This window comes from Nocardia sp. NPDC088792 (genome assembly GCF_044750615.1).
GTDB lineage: Bacteria > Actinomycetota > Actinomycetes > Mycobacteriales > Mycobacteriaceae > Nocardia.
Genome location: NZ_JBIVKC010000004.1, coordinates 644774 through 661002, shown reverse-complemented (window position 1 = coordinate 661002; position 16229 = coordinate 644774). Strand labels below are relative to the sequence as shown.

The following is a 16229-nucleotide window of genomic DNA, read 5'->3' as shown; positions in this document are numbered from 1 at the left end:
GGCGGAAGAATCGGATCTACTTCAGACTGCGGCCCAGCGCCCGCCCGGCGGCGCGGCCGGAGAAGATGCACCCGCCCAGGAAGGTGCCTTCCAGTGCGTTGTAGCCGTGCACGCCGCCACCGCCGAAGCCCGCGACCTCACCGGCCGCGTACAGACCCGGGAACGGGGTGCCGTCGGGCCGCATGACCTGGGAGTCCAGGTTGGTCTGCAAGCCGCCCAGGGTCTTTCGGGTGAGGATATTGAGCCGCACCGCGATGAGCGGGCCGTGCGCGGGATCCAGGATCTTGTGCGGGGTGGCCACCCGGCCCAGCTTGTCGCCCAGGTAGCGCCGCGCATTGCCGATGGCCATGAGCTGCGCGTCCTTGCTGAACTTGTGCTCGGCATCCCGGTCGCGCGCGATGATCTGGCGCTCGATATCGGCGTAGTCCAGGTGCGGGCCGCGCGCGATCTTGTTCATCCCGGCCACCAGATCGGCGAGATTGTCGGACACGATGAAATCCACGCCGTGCTGTTTGAACGCCTCCACCGGTCCGGGCGCGCCCTTGGCCACCCGGCTGCGGAAGGTGAGTTTCAGGTCCTTGCCGGTGATATCGGGATTCTGCTCGGAGCCCGACAGCGCGAATTCCTTCTCGATGATCGACTGGGTGAGAATGAACCAGGAGTAGTCGTAGCCGGTCGACAGGATCTGCTTCATGGTCGCATTGGTGTCGAAACCCGGGAAAGCCGGTGCGGGCATGCGCTTTCCATTGGCGTCGAACCACAGCGACGACGGTCCGGGAATGATCCGGATGGCGTGATCCGGCCACACCGGATTCCAGTTATGGATGCCTTCGGTGTAGTGCCACATGCGATCCCGGTTCACGATGCGCCCGCCGGCCGCCTCGGTGATGCCGAGCATGCGCCCGTCCACGTGCGCGGGGACGCCCGAGATCATGTGCTCGGGGCAGGGGCCCAGCCGGTCCACCGGCCAGTTGCGCCGGATGAGCTCGTGATTGTGGCCGATGCCGCCGGAGGAGACGATGACGGCCTTGGCCTGGAATTCGAACTCGCCCACGATGTCCCGGGAGGACTCCACCCCGCGCTCGGTGGTCGAGGATTCCAGCACGCTGCCGCGCGCGCCGGTCACGATGTCGTCCTCGACCACGAGTTCGTCCACCCGGTGCCGGAAGGCGAAGCCGACCTGCCCGCGCTTCTCGGCTTCCAGGACCGGTTCGAGGAAGACGCGCACGACCTCCGGCCCGGTGCCCCAGGTGAGGTGGAAGCGCGGCACCGAGTTGCCGTGCCCGTCGGCGAAGACGCCGCCGCGTTCGGCCCAGCCGACCAGCGGGGTCACCCGCAGGCCGAGGTCGTGCAGGTACTGCCGCTTCTCGTGGGTGGCGAATTCGACGTAGGCGCGCGCCCACTGCCGGGCCCAGTGGTCCTCGTCCTCGCGGTCGAAGCCGGCCGAGCCGTACCAGTCCTGCAGTGCGAGTTCGAGCGAGTCCTTGACGCCGAGGCGTCGTTGTTCGGGACTGTCCACGAAGAACAGCCCGCCCAGTGACCAGAAGGCCTGGCCGCCCAGGTTGGCGCGGTTCTCCTGGTCCAGGATCAGCACCCGCTTGCCGGCCTCGACCAGTTCGTGAGTGGCGACGAGTCCGGCCAGACCGGCGCCGACGACGATGACATCCGGGTTCTCGATCATGCCCGTTTCCTTGGTTCGTAGAGGTTCGATACATCAATGTATCGAACTTTGGGGGCAATGGGACAGGGCACATTCGTGTCGGTGCGGCATGGCATGGTCTGAGTGTGCCCACTTCCATCGCCGGGACCATGACACTCGCCGCGGCGCGCCGGACCGCGCTCGCAGCCCAGGGCTTGGCCGCCGCCCGGCCGAGCGCTGCCCCCACCCGCCGGACCGTGCTGAAGGTGCTGGACAGCACCCGGCTGTTACAGCTGGATTCGGTGTCCGCGGTGGTCCGAGCGCATTACGCGCCGGTGTTCAGCCGCATCGGCAGCTATGATCGCGCGCTGCTCGACGACGCCGCCTGGACACACACCGCGCGGCGCCCTCGGCGGTTGGTCGAGTACTGGGCGCACGAGGCGGCGCTGCTCCCCGTACAGGACTGGTCGCTCATGCGCTGGCGCATGGTCGATTACCGGCGCGGGCGCTGGAGCGGTTTCCGGCAGGTGTTCGACCGGAATCCCACCCTGGCGGACGACATTCTCGGGGTGATCAAGGAATTCGGGCCGAGCACCGCCGGTGAGGTCGAGAAGCATCTCGAACTGGATCGTCCACGCACCAAAGAGAATTGGGGCTGGAACCACAGCGACACCAAGGTGGTGTGCGAGGCGCTGTTCTCGGCGGGGGAGCTGACGGTCCCCAAACGTGTCGGCTTCCAGCGGTATTACGACCTCAGCGAGCGCGTCATCCCCGCCGAGGTGCTGAACCGCGAGGTGGACGAGGCGGATGCCGTGCGGGAACTCGTGCGCCGCGCCGCCGCCGCGCACGGTGTCGGCACCGAGACCGATCTGCGTGACTACTACCGGCTGAACCGCAAGCAGACCGAGCCCGCCATCGCGGAGCTGCTGGATTCGGGTGAGCTGGAGCAGATTTCGGTGCAGGGCTGGGACAAGCCCGCCTATCTGCACAGCAGCGCGCGCACTCCGCGCCGGGTCACCGGCCGGGCCCTGCTGTGCCCGTTCGACCCGCTGATCTTCTTCCGCGCCCGCACCGAGCGGCTGTTCGACTTCCACTACCGCATCGAGATCTACACGCCGGAACACAAACGCGTGCACGGCTATTACGTCTTCCCGTTCCTGCTGGACGGGAAACTCGTTGCGCGCGTGGATCTGCGGGCCGAACGCGGTACCGGCCGCCTGCTGGTGCCGGGGGCCTTCGCGGAGCCCGGCTGCGACACCGCAAGGGTCGCAGCCGAACTCGCGTCGGCCTTGCGTGAAATGGCGGAATGGCTCGAACTCGATACCATCGAGACCGGCGAGCGCGGAGATCTCACTCCGGCTCTGACGCTCGCGCTGAGTTAGAGCCCTTGCCGGGACAAGGAAATCAGAACGGCCCGTCGAGGTAGGCGTTGAGCACGATGCCCTTGCGCCCGTCGCCATTGCATTCCAGGGTCATCGGGATCAGCGGCCGCGGTGAATCGCCGATGATGTAGGTCGGCATCTGGGTGCCGGTGCCGACCTGGCGGGTGCCCAGGCACTGCACGACGGCGGCGTACCAGGTGTCGGCCGGGCAGGTGAAGGTGGCGGTGTCGAGCGTCCGGTCGATGCGGCAGGCATCCGCCGCGCCGGCGGACGGCGCGCCGGTCACGAAGACCAGCGCGGTCGCGCCGAGACCGAGTGCGGCGCCGATCGCAGCGGATCGGCGGCGCAGGTGGAGACGGTTCATCGAAACTAGCTCCCCTCAGTGTTCGGACAAGATCTTCAAGGACAACAACGCGTCCATACTGACCCTGTCACCCGCCGCCGCCCGCGAATTCCTATGCGAACGTGGCCGTGTCGGGCATGATCCGCGCCGGACCTGCGCACACGATTACCACCGAGTCGCGTTTCAGATGGTCGCCGTAGCCGAAGAGCGATCCGTTTCCGGAACCCGCCGCCTCCGGCATGGTCACCCCCACGAGTGCCGCGGCGGCCAGCAATGCGGCCGCCCCGATCACGAACGATCGGCGCGGACGACGAAGGCGAATCATGAGGCTCCCCTCTCAGCGGTGATCTTGCCCGATACTTCGTCGCCGCCCGGGTGACGGATGGGCGGCGAGGGGCTTGCCGGTAGGCGCCGCCGGAGTGTCGGATGGTGTCGTTAACCTGGTGAGCGTGGCAGATCCCGCGACGTACCGGCCCGCGCCGGGCACCATCCCCGTCGAACCCGGCGTCTACAAGTTCCGGGACGCGCACGGGCGTGTCATCTACGTCGGCAAGGCGAAAAGCCTGCGCAGCCGGTTGAACTCGTACTTCGCCGATGTGGCGGGCCTGCATCCGCGCACCCGGCAGATGGTGACCACGGCGGCGAGCGTGGAGTGGACCGTCGTCTCCACCGAAGTCGAAGCGCTACAACTGGAATACAACTGGATCAAGGAGTTCGATCCGCGCTTCAATGTGCGCTACCGGGACGACAAGTCGTATCCGGTGCTCGCGGTGAGCCTGAACGAGGAGTACCCGCGGGTCTTCGTCTACCGTGGCGCGCGCAAGAAGGGCGTGCGCTACTTCGGCCCGTACGCGCATGCCTGGGCCATTCGCGAGACCCTGGATCTGCTCCTGCGGGTGTTCCCGGTGCGTACCTGTTCGGCGGGAGTCTTCAAGCGGCACAACCAGATCGGCCGGCCCTGCCTGCTCGGCTATATCGACAAGTGCTCGGCGCCGTGCGTCGGGCGGGTCACCGCCGGCGAGCATCGGCAGATCGTGGACGACTTCTGCGACTTCCTCTCCGGCAAGACCGACCGGCTGGTCAAGCAGCTGGAGCGGCGCATGCACGAGGCCTCCGACGAACTCGATTTCGAGACCGCCGCCCGCCTGCGCGATGACGTGCAGGCGCTGAAGCGCGCGCTGGAGAAGCAGGCCGTGGTGCTGGGCACCGGTACCGACGCCGATGTCATCAGCTTCGCGATCGACGACCTGGAAGCGGCCGTGCAGATCTTCCATGTGCGCGACGGCCGGGTGCGGGGTCAGCGCGGCTGGGTGGTCGACAAGTCCGGTGACGCGCTGGACGTCGCGCGGGCCGGTAGCGAGCTGCCGACACTGGTCGAGCAGTTCCTCACCCAGTTCTACGGTGAGCAGACCTCGGTGGCCGCGCAGTCCGGTGACGAGCAGCCCGGTGCGGTGGTGCCGCGTGAGGTGCTGGTCCCGGCGCTGCCGCAGGACGCCGAGCAGGTGCAGCAGTGGCTGTCCGCGCTGCGCGGGTCGGCGGTGCAGTTGCGGGTGCCGCAGCGCGGGGACAAGAAGGCGCTCGCCGAGACCGTGGAGCGCAATGCCAAGGAGGCGCTGGCTCAGCACAAGCTCAAACGGGCCGGTGATCTGACCGCGCGATCGGCTGCGTTGCAAGGGATTCAAGATGCCCTCGATCTGGACAGCGCTCCGCTGCGAATCGAATGTGTGGACATCTCGCACGTACAGGGCACCGATGTGGTGGCCTCGCTCGTCGTCTTCGAGGACGGGCTACCGCGCAAATCCGAATATCGGCACTACACCATCAAGGAGGCCGCCGGCGACGGCCGCTCCGATGACGTCGGCAGCATTGCCGAGGTCACCCGCCGCCGTTTCGCCAAGCTGCGCCGGGATCTGGACGCCGCCGAGGCCGCCGACCTGGCCGCGGCCGAGCTCGAATCCGATTCGGGCGCACTGGAACCCGTGCTGCCCGGCATCGATCCGCTGACGGGCCGGCCGCGCCGGTTCGCCTATCCGCCCAATCTGTATGTGGTCGACGGCGGTCAGCCGCAGGTGAATGCCGCCGCGGAGATCCTGGACGAACTCGGCATCACCGATGTCGCGGTGATCGGCCTGGCCAAGCGCCTGGAGGAGGTGTGGGTGCCGAACGAGCCGGATCCGGTCATCATGCCGCGCACGAGCGAATCCCTATATCTCTTGCAGCGGGTGCGTGATGAAGCGCACCGTTTCGCCATCACCTTCCACCGCTCCAAGCGATCCCGCCGGATGACCGAATCCGTGCTGGATTCGGTCCCCGGATTGGGTCAGGCGCGGAAGACCGCGCTGGTCACGCACTTCGGATCGGTCGCGAAGCTGAAGCAGGCGACGGTGGAACAGATCATCGAAGTGCCGGGTATCGGAGTGGCTACCGCGCGGGCGGTTCTCGAGGCGCTCGGCGCTTCGAACGGGTAGAGTCCGACACGCCGAGCGGCGAATTTGCGACACGCCGTGTGTGCAGGTCGGGAGCAATAATCACAGCTGCATCTCGCTCCCCGCGTGCGCCTGCCACGGAAACCCGCATCGGTGCAGGATGATCGAGGGAACCCCCAGACACGAACCGGTAGGACATGACGCGCGTCGAAGCCAGTACCACTGCGGTCGGAAACACCACTGCGGTCGACAACAACAAGGCAGCCGACACTGTCGAGGTCGTTATCGTCACCGGGCTATCCGGTGCGGGCCGCGGCACCGCGGCGCGTGTACTCGAGGATCTCGGGTATTACGTCGCCGACAATCTGCCACCCGAACTCATCGTCCGCATGGTCGAGCTAGGAGTACATGCCGATCCACCGATCCGAAAACTGGCTCTGGTCCTGGATGTACGCAACCGCTTCTTCACCGGGAACCTGACCGCGGTGTCGGAGCAGCTGCGCGCGGCCGGAGTGCGGACGCGAATCCTGTTCCTGGAGGCCAGCGATGACGTATTGATCCGCCGCTTCGGGTTCGCCCGCCGCCGGCATCCGCTGCAGAGCGAGAGCGCCGACGGCACCTTGACGGCCGGTATCGCCGCCGAGCGGGAACGGCTGTCGAAGGTGAAGACGGCCGCGGATCTGGTCATCGACACCACGGCCCTATCCATCCATCAATTGCACCGCAAGCTCGAGGAGGCTTACGGCGGCGGCGCGGCCACCGCCCTCCAGCTCACAATCCAATCGTTCGGTTTCAAGTACGGAGTACCACTGGACGCCGATCTGGTGTTGGATTTGCGTTTCCTGCCCAATCCGCATTGGGTGCCCGAACTCCGCGAGAAGACCGGACAGGATGCTCCGGTGAGTGAATACGTGCTGTCGAGACCCGGTGCGCAGGACTATCTGAGCACCGCGCGTCACCTCGTCGATCTCACCACCGAGGGCTACCGCCAAGAGGGGAAGCGATACATGACCGTGGCAGTGGGCTGCACCGGCGGTAAACACCGCAGTGTGGCAATAGCGGAGGCCCTGGGCGAAACCCTGGCCGCCACGGACGACGATTCGGGGGACGTCGTCCGCGTGGTGCACCGGGATCTGGGGCGAGAATGACCGCGCGTGAGACGAATCCAGCGATAGTGGCGCTGGGCGGGGGACATGGGCTCTATTCGACCTTGACGGCGATCCGGCGGCTGACCCGCAAGATCACCGCCGTGGTCACCGTCGCCGACGACGGCGGCTCCAGCGGCAGACTGCGTTCCGAACTGGGCATGCTGCCGCCGGGTGATCTGCGAATGGCCTTGGCGGCCTTGGCCGAAGAGGCCGACGGCATCTGGGCACGCACCCTGCAGCACCGCTTCGGCGGCACCGGAGCCCTGGCCGGGCATTCGGTGGGCAACCTGATTCTGGCCGGGCTCACCGAGGAGCTCGGCGATCCGGTGGCCGCGCTCGACGAGGCCGGCAAGATCCTCCGGATTACCGGACGGGTGCTGCCGATGTCGCCGATCGCCCTCACCATCGAGGCGGATGTGGCTGGGCTGGAAGGCGATCCGCGCGTCAGCCGCTGCATTCGCGGTCAGGTTGCGGTGGCGACCACGCCGGGCAAGGTGCGGCGGGTCCGGCTGATCCCGTCCGACCCTCCGGCCTGCCCGGAGGCCACTTCGGCGATCGAGCACGCGGATGTCGTTGTGCTGGGCCCCGGTAGCTGGTTCACCAGTGTGATCCCGCATGTGCTGGTGCCCGAATTGCACGAAGCGCTGCTGCACACCCGGGCGCGGAAGGTGCTGGTGCTCAACCTGGCTGCGGAACCGGGCGAAACGGCCGGATTCTCCGCCGAGCGGCACCTGCATGTATTGTCCCAGCACGCACCGGATTTCACAGTGGATCACGTGGTGGTCGATTCCGAATCCGTACCCGAGGGTAGGGAACGCGAACATCTGGCAAGAGCTGCCGAACAGCTGCGTGCACGAGTAACCTTCGCTGATGTCGCCGAGGCGGGGACAGACCGGCACCACCCCGGAAAGCTTGCCGCCGCACTGGATCAGGTGATCCGGCAACCTCGGCCGGAATTGGCAGGGCTTCGAGTCGAAGGACGGCATATGGGCCAACGTGTGCGGTCCGGGTTGGGTGGAAAGGAGCGCGTCTCGTGGCGATGACAGCGGAAGTGAAGGACGAGCTGAGCCGGCTCACCGTTTCCCAGGTGAGCTCGCGCAAGGCCGAACTTTCCGCGCTATTGCGGTTCGCCGGTGGCTTGCACATCGTCGGCGGTCGCGTGATCGTCGAGGCGGAGGTGGACATGGGTTCCATCGCGCGCCGGCTGCGCCGGGAGATCTTCGAGCTGTACGGATACGGCTCGGATGTGCATGTCCTCGGCGCGGGCGGGCTCCGGAAAACCTCCCGGTACGTGGTGCGGGTTTCCAAGGAAGGCGAGGCGCTGGCGCGCCAGACCGGACTGCTCGATGTGCGCGGCCGCCCGGTGCGGGGGCTGCCGGCACAGGTGGTCGGCGGGAGTATCGGCGATGCCGAAGCCGCCTGGCGCGGTGCGTTTCTCGCGCACGGATCGCTCACCGAGCCGGGCCGGTCCTCCGCCCTCGAGGTGAGCTGCCCGGGTCCGGAAGCTGCGCTGGCCCTGGTCGGCGCCGCTCGCCGGATGGGCATCTCCGCCAAGGCGCGTGAAGTGCGCGGCACCGATCGCGTGGTGGTACGCGACGGTGAAGCCATCGGCGCCTTGCTCACCCGGATGGGCGCGCAGGACACCCGCCTCACCTGGGAGGAACGTCGCATGCGCCGCGAGGTGCGCGCGACCGCCAACCGGCTCGCGAATTTCGACGACGCCAACCTGCGACGTTCGGCCCGCGCGGCCGTCGCCGCGGCGGCCCGGGTCGAACGCGCCCTCGAAATACTCGGCGACGATGTGCCGGATCATCTGGCCGCCGCGGGCAAGCTGCGCGTGCTGCACCGGCAGGCGTCGCTGGAGGAGCTCGGCCAGCTGGCCGAGCCGCCCATGACGAAAGACGCTGTGGCGGGCCGCATCCGGCGGCTGCTGTCCATGGCGGATCGTCGTGCCAAGGAACTCGGTGTCCCGGACACCGAATCCGCCGTCACCGCAGAGCTCCTCGAAGAGGCGTGAATTACCCCGCTGCGGGATGTGAATAACGCTGTCAGCGCCGCAACTCGGTGAGTTGCGGCGGCTGCGTGCCCGCTGGGACGCGTGTGAACGCTTCGAGGTTCACACGTGGCAGGGGCGTGTCCGTGATGTATCTGTTACGGGTCTAGGGTGTGAGTGCAACGGAAACGATCCGCTTGAAAGCTGAGGAGCGATAACGTGACTGTCCGGGTAGGCATCAACGGCTTCGGCCGTATCGGACGCAACTTCTTCAGGGCGGTCGAGGCGCAGAAGGCGCTCGGCACGACCGACATCGAAATCGTCGCGGTCAACGACCTCACCGATAACAAGACGCTGGCCACCCTGCTCAAGTACGACTCGATTCTCGGTCGCCTGCCGCAGGATGTCTCGCTCGACGGCGAGGAGACCATCGTCGTCGGCGATCGCCGGCTCACCGCCCTCGCCATCAAGGAGGGCCCGGCGGCCCTGCCGTGGGGTGACCTGGGCGTGGACGTGGTCGTCGAGTCCACCGGCATCTTCACCGACGCCACCAAGGCCAAGGGCCACCTGGCGGCCGGCGCCAAGAAGGTCATCATCTCCGCGCCCGCCAAGGGCGAGGACATCACCATCGTGATGGGCGTCAACGATGACAAGTACGACGGTTCGCAGAACATCATCTCGAACGCGTCCTGCACCACCAACTGCCTCGGCCCGCTGGCCAAGGTCCTGAACGACGCCTTCGGCATCGAGCGTGGCCTGATGACCACCATCCACGCCTACACCCAGGACCAGAACCTGCAGGACGCCCCGCACTCGGATCTGCGTCGCGCCCGCGCCGCGGCCCTGAACATCGTGCCGACCGGCACCGGTGCCGCCAAGGCCATCGGCCTGGTGCTGCCCGAACTGCTGGGCAAGCTGGACGGTTACGCGCTGCGCGTGCCGGTTCCGACCGGTTCGATCACCGACCTGACCGCCGATCTGCGCACCCAGGCCTCGGTCGACGAGATCAACGCCGTGTTCAAGGAAGCCGCCGAGGGCAAGCTCAAGGGCATCCTGAAGTACAACGTCGATCCGATCGTCTCCTCCGACATCGTGACCGACCCGCACTCCTCGATCTACGACGCGCCGCTGACCAAGGTCATCGACAAGCAGGTCAAGGTTTCGTCGTGGTACGACAACGAGTGGGGTTACTCGAACCGCCTGGTCGACCTCATCGGTCTCGTCGGTAAGTCGCTGTAAACATATGGCGATCAAGACACTCCAGGATCTGCTGAACGAGGGTGTCGAGGGTCGGGGCGTGCTGGTGCGCTCCGACCTGAACGTCCCCCTCGACAACGGTGTGATCACCGATCCGGGCCGCATCATCGCGTCGGCGCCGACCATCAAAGCGCTGGCCGAGGCCGGCGCGAAGGTGGTCGTGACCGCGCATCTGGGCCGCCCGAAGGGTGAGCCGGATCCGAAGTTCTCCCTCGCGCCGGTGGCGGCGCGGCTGGCCGAGGAGCTGGGCCGAAATGTCCAGCTGGCCGGTGACGTGGTGGGCTACGACGCGCTGTCGCGTTCGGAGGGCCTCACCGACGGCGATGTGATGCTGCTGGAGAACGTGCGTTTCGACCCCCGCGAGACCAGCAAGGACGACGCCGAGCGCACCAAGCTCGCCAAGGCCCTGGTCGAATTGGTCGGCGACGACGGCGCTTTCGTGTCCGACGGTTTCGGAGTGGTGCACCGCAAGCAGGCTTCGGTGTACGACGTGGCGAAGTTGCTGCCGCACTACGCCGGTAACCTGGTCGCGGCCGAGACCGAGGTGCTGAAGAAGCTCACCGAGAACCCGGAGCGTCCCTACGCCGTGGTGCTCGGCGGCTCGAAGGTCTCCGACAAGCTGGCGGTCATCGAGGCGCTCGCGCCGAAGGTGGACACGCTGGTCATCGGCGGCGGCATGTGCTTCACCTTCCTTGCGGCGCAGGGTCTTCCGGTGGGCACCTCGCTGCTGCAGGCGGAGATGATCGACACCTGCAAGGGTCTGCTGGACAAGTACGCGGACGTCATCCACCTGCCGGTGGACATCGTGGCGGCCGACAAGTTCGCGGCCGACGCGGACTCGAAGGTGGTTGCCGCCAACGAGATTCCGGACGGCTGGATGGGCCTGGACATCGGTCCCGAGTCGGTGAAGCGCTTCTCGGCGCTGCTGACCGAGGCCAAGACGGTGTTCTGGAACGGTCCCATGGGCGTGTTCGAGTTCCCGAACTTCGCGGCGGGCACTCGCGGTGTGGCGGAGGCGATTTCGGCGGCCACCTCGAAGGGCGCGTTCACCGTGGTGGGCGGCGGCGATTCGGCCGCGGCCGTGCGCACGCTGGGTCTGCCGGACGACGGTTTCTCGCATATCTCCACCGGTGGCGGTGCGTCGCTGGAGTACCTGGAGGGCAAGGAACTTCCGGGCATCGCGGTGTTGGAGGACTGAATCATGGCACGTAAGCCTTTGATTGCCGGCAACTGGAAGATGAACCTCAATCACCTCGAGGCCATCGCTCTGGTGCAGAAGATCGCGTTCGCGCTGCCGGAGAAGTACTTCGCCAAGGTGGACGTCACGGTGATTCCGCCGTTCACCGATCTGCGCAGCGTGCAGACTCTGGTCGAGGGCGACAAGCTGCTGATCACCTATGGCGCGCAGGATGTCTCGACGCATGATTCGGGCGCCTACACCGGTGAGATCAGCGGTTCCATGCTGGCCAAGCTGAACTGCTCGTATGTCGTGGTGGGTCACTCGGAGCGCCGGCAGTACCACAACGAGACCGACGCGACCGTGCTGGACAAGACCAAGCAGGCGCTCAAGTACGGCATCACCCCGATCGTCTGCATCGGGGAGGGCCTGGGCGTCCGCGAGTCCAAGACCCACGTCGAGTACAACCTCGAACAGCTGCGCAACTCGCTGAAGGGCCTGACGGCGGAGGAGATCTCCAAGATCGTCATCGCCTACGAGCCGGTCTGGGCCATCGGCACCGGCAAGGTGGCGACCCCCGCCGATGCGCAGGAAGTCTGTGGCGCCATCCGCAAGGAGCTCGCCGAACTGGCGGATCCCGACGTGGCGGCGGGCGTCCGGGTGCTCTACGGCGGATCGGTCAATGCCAAGAACGTCGGCGAGCTGGTCGGTCAGACCGATATCGACGGCGCGCTCGTCGGTGGCGCTTCCCTGAAGGGTGACGAGTTCGCCACCCTGTCCGCGATCGCTGCGGGCGGCCCACTGCCGTAAGGGTTTTCACTCTCCGAAGGGGCCGGACATCGATTCGATGTCCGGCCCCTTCGACGTTCGCACAACAGTTCCCAGCCCCGGTGCACCGGCGTAACGTGTTCTCATATTCGGAGCGCGTGGGAGGCGTGCCGTGGATGCTCTGAACGTGTTGTTCTGGATAGCGGTGATCGGTGGCGCGCTGTGGTGGTGGACCGCCAGGCGCGGGGCCGGCAGTCCGGCGAGCAGTCACGTCGGCGGCGACAATCTCGACCTGGCACTGACCCGGATCCAGCTGGAGAAGCAACGATCGGACCAGCGCATCGCCGAAGAGCAGGCCAGGAAACTCGAGAAGGCCCGCCGCGCCTACCCCGAATTCGAGCGCCACTGCCGCGACTATGCCGCAAAAGCCAAGGCCCGCCGCACCGAACACCTCATCAAGCGCACCACCACCCGCCCGGACGCCACCTTCAAAACCTGGATCATCTCCGGCGCCTACGGCCCTTACACCCTGAACAAGGCCATCTACATAGGCGAAGATGCCAAACCGTACCGCCCCGTCTACGGCGACCCTCGCGGTGAAGACATAGTCCGCGAAATGACCCCCGCCGATCTCGCCGACATCGACATCTCCTGGCCCGCAGGCGACTCCACCGCCGACGCCATGCTGGTCGACCGCTTCGACATCTTCGCCGAAGTCCTCGCCCGCGCCCTCCGCTGACCCCCGTCAGCCCCGCGGCGGATTGTCCTTTCCGCAACGAGGAATTCCCCAGGCAATCGGAAACGGTCCCCGGTGATCAGGAATCGAAGTAGAGCCGTTCGAGTGGCTGGCCCGTGATCTCGGCAATGAGCTCGAAGTCCTTGTCGGCGTGGAGAACTACGAGCTTCGCGCGTTCTGCGACCGCCGCGATCAACAGATCGGGGATCGACGGCACGCGATGGTGGCCGTGGCCGGCAAGCGCACGCAGCACTTCGACAGCTCGATCCTCGGCCGCAGGAGTGAGGTACTCCATGGGCATGCTCGCAAGTGGCGGTAGATCGAGGAGCTCAGAGAGGTCGTCTGCCGATCGGGCCGAATAGCCTGTCTCCAGCACGGTTACCGTCGTGATGCGTACGAGTCCGCGTTCGATGCGTTCGGCCCACGCCGCGGCATCGGGCGAGCGGCCGAGGCGTACCAGTGCCGATTTGTCGATCAACCATGGACGATTCAATCCCATGCCTTCCCCATGACGTCAGGATCCTCGAGATCACGCGCAAGCCGGCCGAGGCGATCCAGATCGGTCGTCGTGACGGGAACTGCGGGCCGGAAGTCTCTGCTCAGCCAACGTCGTAGGAACTCGCTGCGTGAAACACCCAAGTCTCGGGCACGCCGATCGATCTCCTCGATCGCAGAATCTGGAACGTCCCGGATCAAGATATCTGTCACCGCCCTCACCTCCTGATATCAATGATATCAGGGCGTTGCCCACGGGCTGGGTAGAACGGCTAGGGGGACAGGATGACCGGGAGTTCGGCCAGGCCGCGGAGGACGAGGTTGGCTTGCCAGGTGGGGGTGAAGGTTTGGTCGGCCAGGCGGAGCTCGGGGTAGCGGGAGAGGAGGGCGGTGAAGGCGGTTACCGCTTCCAGGCGGGCCAAGGGGGCGCCTACGCAGTAGTGGATGCCGTAGCCGAAGGCTATGTGGGCCGAGGTGTCGGCGGTGAGGTCGAGGGTGTCGGCCTGGGGGTAGCGGGTGGGGTCGTGGTTGGCGGCGCCGAGGGCTACGAAGAGGTATTCGCCGGCGGGGATTTCGGTATCGCCCAGGCGGATCGGTTCGGTGGTGTAGCGGAGGGTGGCCCAGCTGACGGGGCCGTCGTGGCGGAGGAGTTCCTCGATCGCGTTCGGGATGGTGGCCGGGTCGGATCGGACCAGGTCCAGTTGGGCCGGATTGCGGAGGAGGTTGTAGGTGCCGTTGCCGATGAGGTTGACCGTGGTCTCGTGGCCTGCGACCAGGAGCAGGAAAGACATTGCGATCACCTCGGATTCGGTGAGCGCGTCGCCGTCCTCGCTGGCGTGGACCAGGGCCGAGAGCAGGTCGTCGCCGGGGTGGGCGTGCTTGGCGGCGATCTGGGCGCGGAGGTAGCCGGCCATTTCGGCGGCGGCCTTCTCGCGGTCGGGCTGGTCGCCCAGTAAGCCGACCAGGACCTTGGTCCAGTACTGGAACGAGGCGCGGTCCTCGAACGGGATACCGAGCAGTTCGCAGATGACCTGCACGGGTAGGGGATTGGCGAAGGCGGCCAGCAGGTCGACCTCGCCCTTGCCCTCGAGATCGTCGAGCAGGGCGGTGGTGAGCTGCTCGATGCGAGGCTTCAACTCGGCCGTGCGGCGCGGGGTGAACGCCTTCACGACGAGTTTGCGCAGGCGGGTGTGGTCGGGCGGATCGCTGTTGAGCATGTGCTCGCCCAGCATGCGGGCATCCGAACTCGCGTTCGTCGCATAGCCTTTGTGCGCGGCGATCTCCCGCAGCCCGCCCACACCCTTGCGCACGCGCGGGTCCGTCAGCGCGGTCCGGGCCTCGTTGTAGCCGAGGACCACCCAGGATTCCCAGCCGTCGGACATCCGGATGTGCTTGACGGGCCCGCTTTCTCGCCACCGCCGGTAGTACCGGTGCGGGTCGTCGAAGAAATCGTCGCCGACCTCTTCGACCAGGTCCGTCGCTGCGCTGTCGGTCATCTCGTTCTCGCTTCGGTGGCGTGACCAGGCTCGGGAGTAGTGCGCCACCCACGCTACCTATTCCCTTGGCGCAGCGCCGTTTCCGCAGATCGGCCGCCCGGCGGCCGAGCGCGCGAGGCGACTCGTCACGGCAGCGGCTGGGGCGCGGGCGGCCCGACATAGCGTGCGGCGGGCCGGATGATCTTGCCGCGCTGCGCCTGCTCCAGGATGTTCGCGGTCCAGCCGACGGTCCGGCTGACGGCGAAGGTGGGCGTGAACATGGATCGCGGAATGCCGGACAGCTCCATCACCACCCCGGCATAGAACTCGACATTCGCGTACAGGGTGCGACCGGGCTTCAGTTCGGCCAGCAGCTCCACCACCCGCCGTTCCACGGTGGTCGCGAAATCGACCAGGGGCCCGCCGATCTCGGTGGCGATATCGCGCAACAGCAGTGAGCGCGGATCGTCGGTGCGGTAGACCGCATGCCCGAACCCCATGATCCGTTCCCCGCGCGAGATCTTGCCCCGCACCCAGTCGTCGATCCGATCGGGCGTCCCGATTTCATCGAGCCCGTCCAGCGCGCGATCGGGCGCACCGCCGTGCAGCGGCCCGCTGAAGGCGCCGATGGCGGCGATGAGCGCGGCGGCGATATCGGCCCCGGTCGAGGCGACCACTCGCGCGGTGAAGGTGGAGGCATTGAAGCCATGGTCGATCGTCGCGATCAGATACTGCTCGATCGCCCGCACCGCCGCGGGTTTCGGCAACTCGCCCGAGATCATGTACAGCCAGTTCGCGGTGGTGGACAGCTCCGGTTGCGGCGCAACCGGTTCCAGCCCCTCATGCAGCCGGTGCAAGGCGGCGAGGATGGTCGGCGTCACCGCGCAGATGCGCAACGCGTCGCGGGACCGGGTGGCCGGGTCGGAGTCCCAGAGCGGTTGCAGCTCCAGGGTTTCCGCGAGCATCGACAGCGCGGTGCGGAGTCCGGCCATGGGCCGGAACCGGGTGCCCGCGGTGGCGGCGGCCGTCAGGACCGGTAGCAGTTCGGCGGGCAGATCCCGCAGTCCCGCAATGGTCCCGGTGAATTCGGCGAGTTCGCCAGGGGTCGGCAGCCGCCCTTCCATCATCAGGAACCACACCTCTTCGAAGGTGCGCCCGGTCGCGAGATCGATGGCCGAGTACTGCCGGTAGTGATAAAACCCTTCGCGCCCACGGACATCGCCCAGCCGGGTCTCGGCGGCGATGACGTGCCGTAGCCCGGCGGGCACCTCGATCAGTTCGTCGACGGGTTCGGTGTTGATCGTCATTGTTCAGACCTCCTGAACTGAACTGTGCGAGTCTCATCAACTACAGTCAATATTGATCCAGTCAACATGAATTACGAAGGCGC

At 66.8% G+C, this 16229-nt stretch carries 16 protein-coding genes; 9 read left to right on the top strand and 7 right to left on the bottom strand.

Annotated elements, in window-relative coordinates:
* Nucleotides 1–16: 16 nt before the first annotated feature.
* Nucleotides 17–1681 carry an FAD-binding dehydrogenase gene (locus ACIP5Y_RS29780; RefSeq protein ID WP_400355025.1) on the bottom strand — a complete coding sequence of 555 codons (1665 nt, stop codon included), beginning with the start codon at nt 1679–1681 and terminating at the stop codon, nt 17–19.
* Between the two features lie 128 nt (nt 1682–1809).
* Here ACIP5Y_RS29780 and ACIP5Y_RS29775 point away from each other — a divergent pair, with 128 nt between their 5' ends.
* Nucleotides 1810–3021 (top strand): winged helix-turn-helix domain-containing protein, encoded by a 1212-nt coding sequence (locus tag ACIP5Y_RS29775; RefSeq protein WP_400355857.1) that lies wholly within the window; start codon nt 1810–1812, stop codon nt 3019–3021.
* 22 nt (nt 3022–3043) lie between these two features.
* Here ACIP5Y_RS29775 and ACIP5Y_RS29770 read toward each other — a convergent pair whose 3' ends face one another.
* Complete coding sequence (locus ACIP5Y_RS29770) at nt 3044–3385, bottom strand: hypothetical protein (RefSeq protein ID WP_400355023.1); 342 nt, start codon at nt 3383–3385, stop codon at nt 3044–3046.
* A 91-nt stretch (nt 3386–3476) separates the two neighbouring features.
* A complete protein-coding gene (locus tag ACIP5Y_RS29765) occupies nt 3477–3689 on the bottom strand; it encodes a hypothetical protein (protein ID WP_400355022.1) in 213 nt (70 codons plus the stop codon).
* A gap of 124 nt (nt 3690–3813) precedes the next feature.
* Between ACIP5Y_RS29765 and uvrC the strand changes: the two genes are divergently transcribed.
* The 8 genes from uvrC to ACIP5Y_RS29725 all read left to right on the top strand — a co-directional run bounded on the left by uvrC (nt 3814) and on the right by ACIP5Y_RS29725 (nt 12872).
* A complete protein-coding gene (uvrC, locus tag ACIP5Y_RS29760) occupies nt 3814–5832 on the top strand; it encodes an excinuclease ABC subunit UvrC (protein WP_400355021.1) in 2019 nt (672 codons plus the stop codon).
* A 155-nt stretch (nt 5833–5987) separates the two neighbouring features.
* Nucleotides 5988–6938: an RNase adapter RapZ gene (gene rapZ / locus ACIP5Y_RS29755; protein ID WP_400355020.1), complete on the top strand. Its 951-nt coding sequence runs from the start codon at nt 5988–5990 to the stop codon at nt 6936–6938.
* Nucleotides 6935–7981, top strand: coding sequence for a uridine diphosphate-N-acetylglucosamine-binding protein YvcK (gene yvcK, locus ACIP5Y_RS29750; RefSeq protein ID WP_397001573.1), 1047 nt, complete (start codon nt 6935–6937; stop codon nt 7979–7981). The genes rapZ and yvcK overlap by 4 nt, the downstream gene beginning before the upstream one ends.
* Complete coding sequence (gene whiA, locus ACIP5Y_RS29745) at nt 7972–8955, top strand: DNA-binding protein WhiA (RefSeq protein ID WP_397001574.1); 984 nt, start codon at nt 7972–7974, stop codon at nt 8953–8955. Before yvcK ends, whiA begins: the two co-directional genes overlap by 10 nt.
* Before the next feature lie 195 nt (nt 8956–9150).
* Nucleotides 9151–10170, top strand: a complete 1020-nt coding sequence (gene gap / locus ACIP5Y_RS29740) for a type I glyceraldehyde-3-phosphate dehydrogenase (RefSeq protein WP_397001575.1) — start codon at nt 9151–9153, stop codon at nt 10168–10170.
* Nucleotides 10171–10174: 4 nt separating this feature from the next.
* Nucleotides 10175–11386, top strand: coding sequence for a phosphoglycerate kinase (locus ACIP5Y_RS29735; RefSeq protein ID WP_400355018.1), 1212 nt, complete (start codon nt 10175–10177; stop codon nt 11384–11386).
* Nucleotides 11387–11389: 3 nt separating this feature from the next.
* Nucleotides 11390–12175: a triose-phosphate isomerase gene (tpiA, locus tag ACIP5Y_RS29730; protein ID WP_400355016.1), complete on the top strand. Its 786-nt coding sequence runs from the start codon at nt 11390–11392 to the stop codon at nt 12173–12175.
* Nucleotides 12176–12305: 130 nt separating this feature from the next.
* On the top strand, nt 12306–12872 hold the full coding sequence (locus ACIP5Y_RS29725) for a hypothetical protein (protein WP_400355015.1): 567 nt from the start codon (nt 12306–12308) through the stop codon (nt 12870–12872).
* A gap of 76 nt (nt 12873–12948) precedes the next feature.
* Here ACIP5Y_RS29725 and ACIP5Y_RS29720 read toward each other — a convergent pair whose 3' ends face one another.
* The 4 genes from ACIP5Y_RS29720 to ACIP5Y_RS29705 form a co-directional block, all read right to left on the bottom strand.
* On the bottom strand, nt 12949–13368 hold the full coding sequence (locus tag ACIP5Y_RS29720; RefSeq protein ID WP_400355013.1) for a PIN domain nuclease: 420 nt from the start codon (nt 13366–13368) through the stop codon (nt 12949–12951).
* Entirely contained in the window at nt 13359–13577 is a 219-nt protein-coding gene (locus ACIP5Y_RS29715; protein ID WP_400355011.1) for a ribbon-helix-helix protein, CopG family, read from the bottom strand. Before ACIP5Y_RS29715 ends, ACIP5Y_RS29720 begins: the two co-directional genes overlap by 10 nt.
* A gap of 59 nt (nt 13578–13636) precedes the next feature.
* Nucleotides 13637–14860 (bottom strand): cytochrome P450, encoded by a 1224-nt coding sequence (locus tag ACIP5Y_RS29710; protein WP_400355009.1) that lies wholly within the window; start codon nt 14858–14860, stop codon nt 13637–13639.
* A gap of 125 nt (nt 14861–14985) precedes the next feature.
* Nucleotides 14986–16146 carry a citrate synthase gene (locus ACIP5Y_RS29705; protein ID WP_400355007.1) on the bottom strand — a complete coding sequence of 387 codons (1161 nt, stop codon included), beginning with the start codon at nt 16144–16146 and terminating at the stop codon, nt 14986–14988.
* Between the last annotated feature and the right edge of the window lie 83 nt (nt 16147–16229).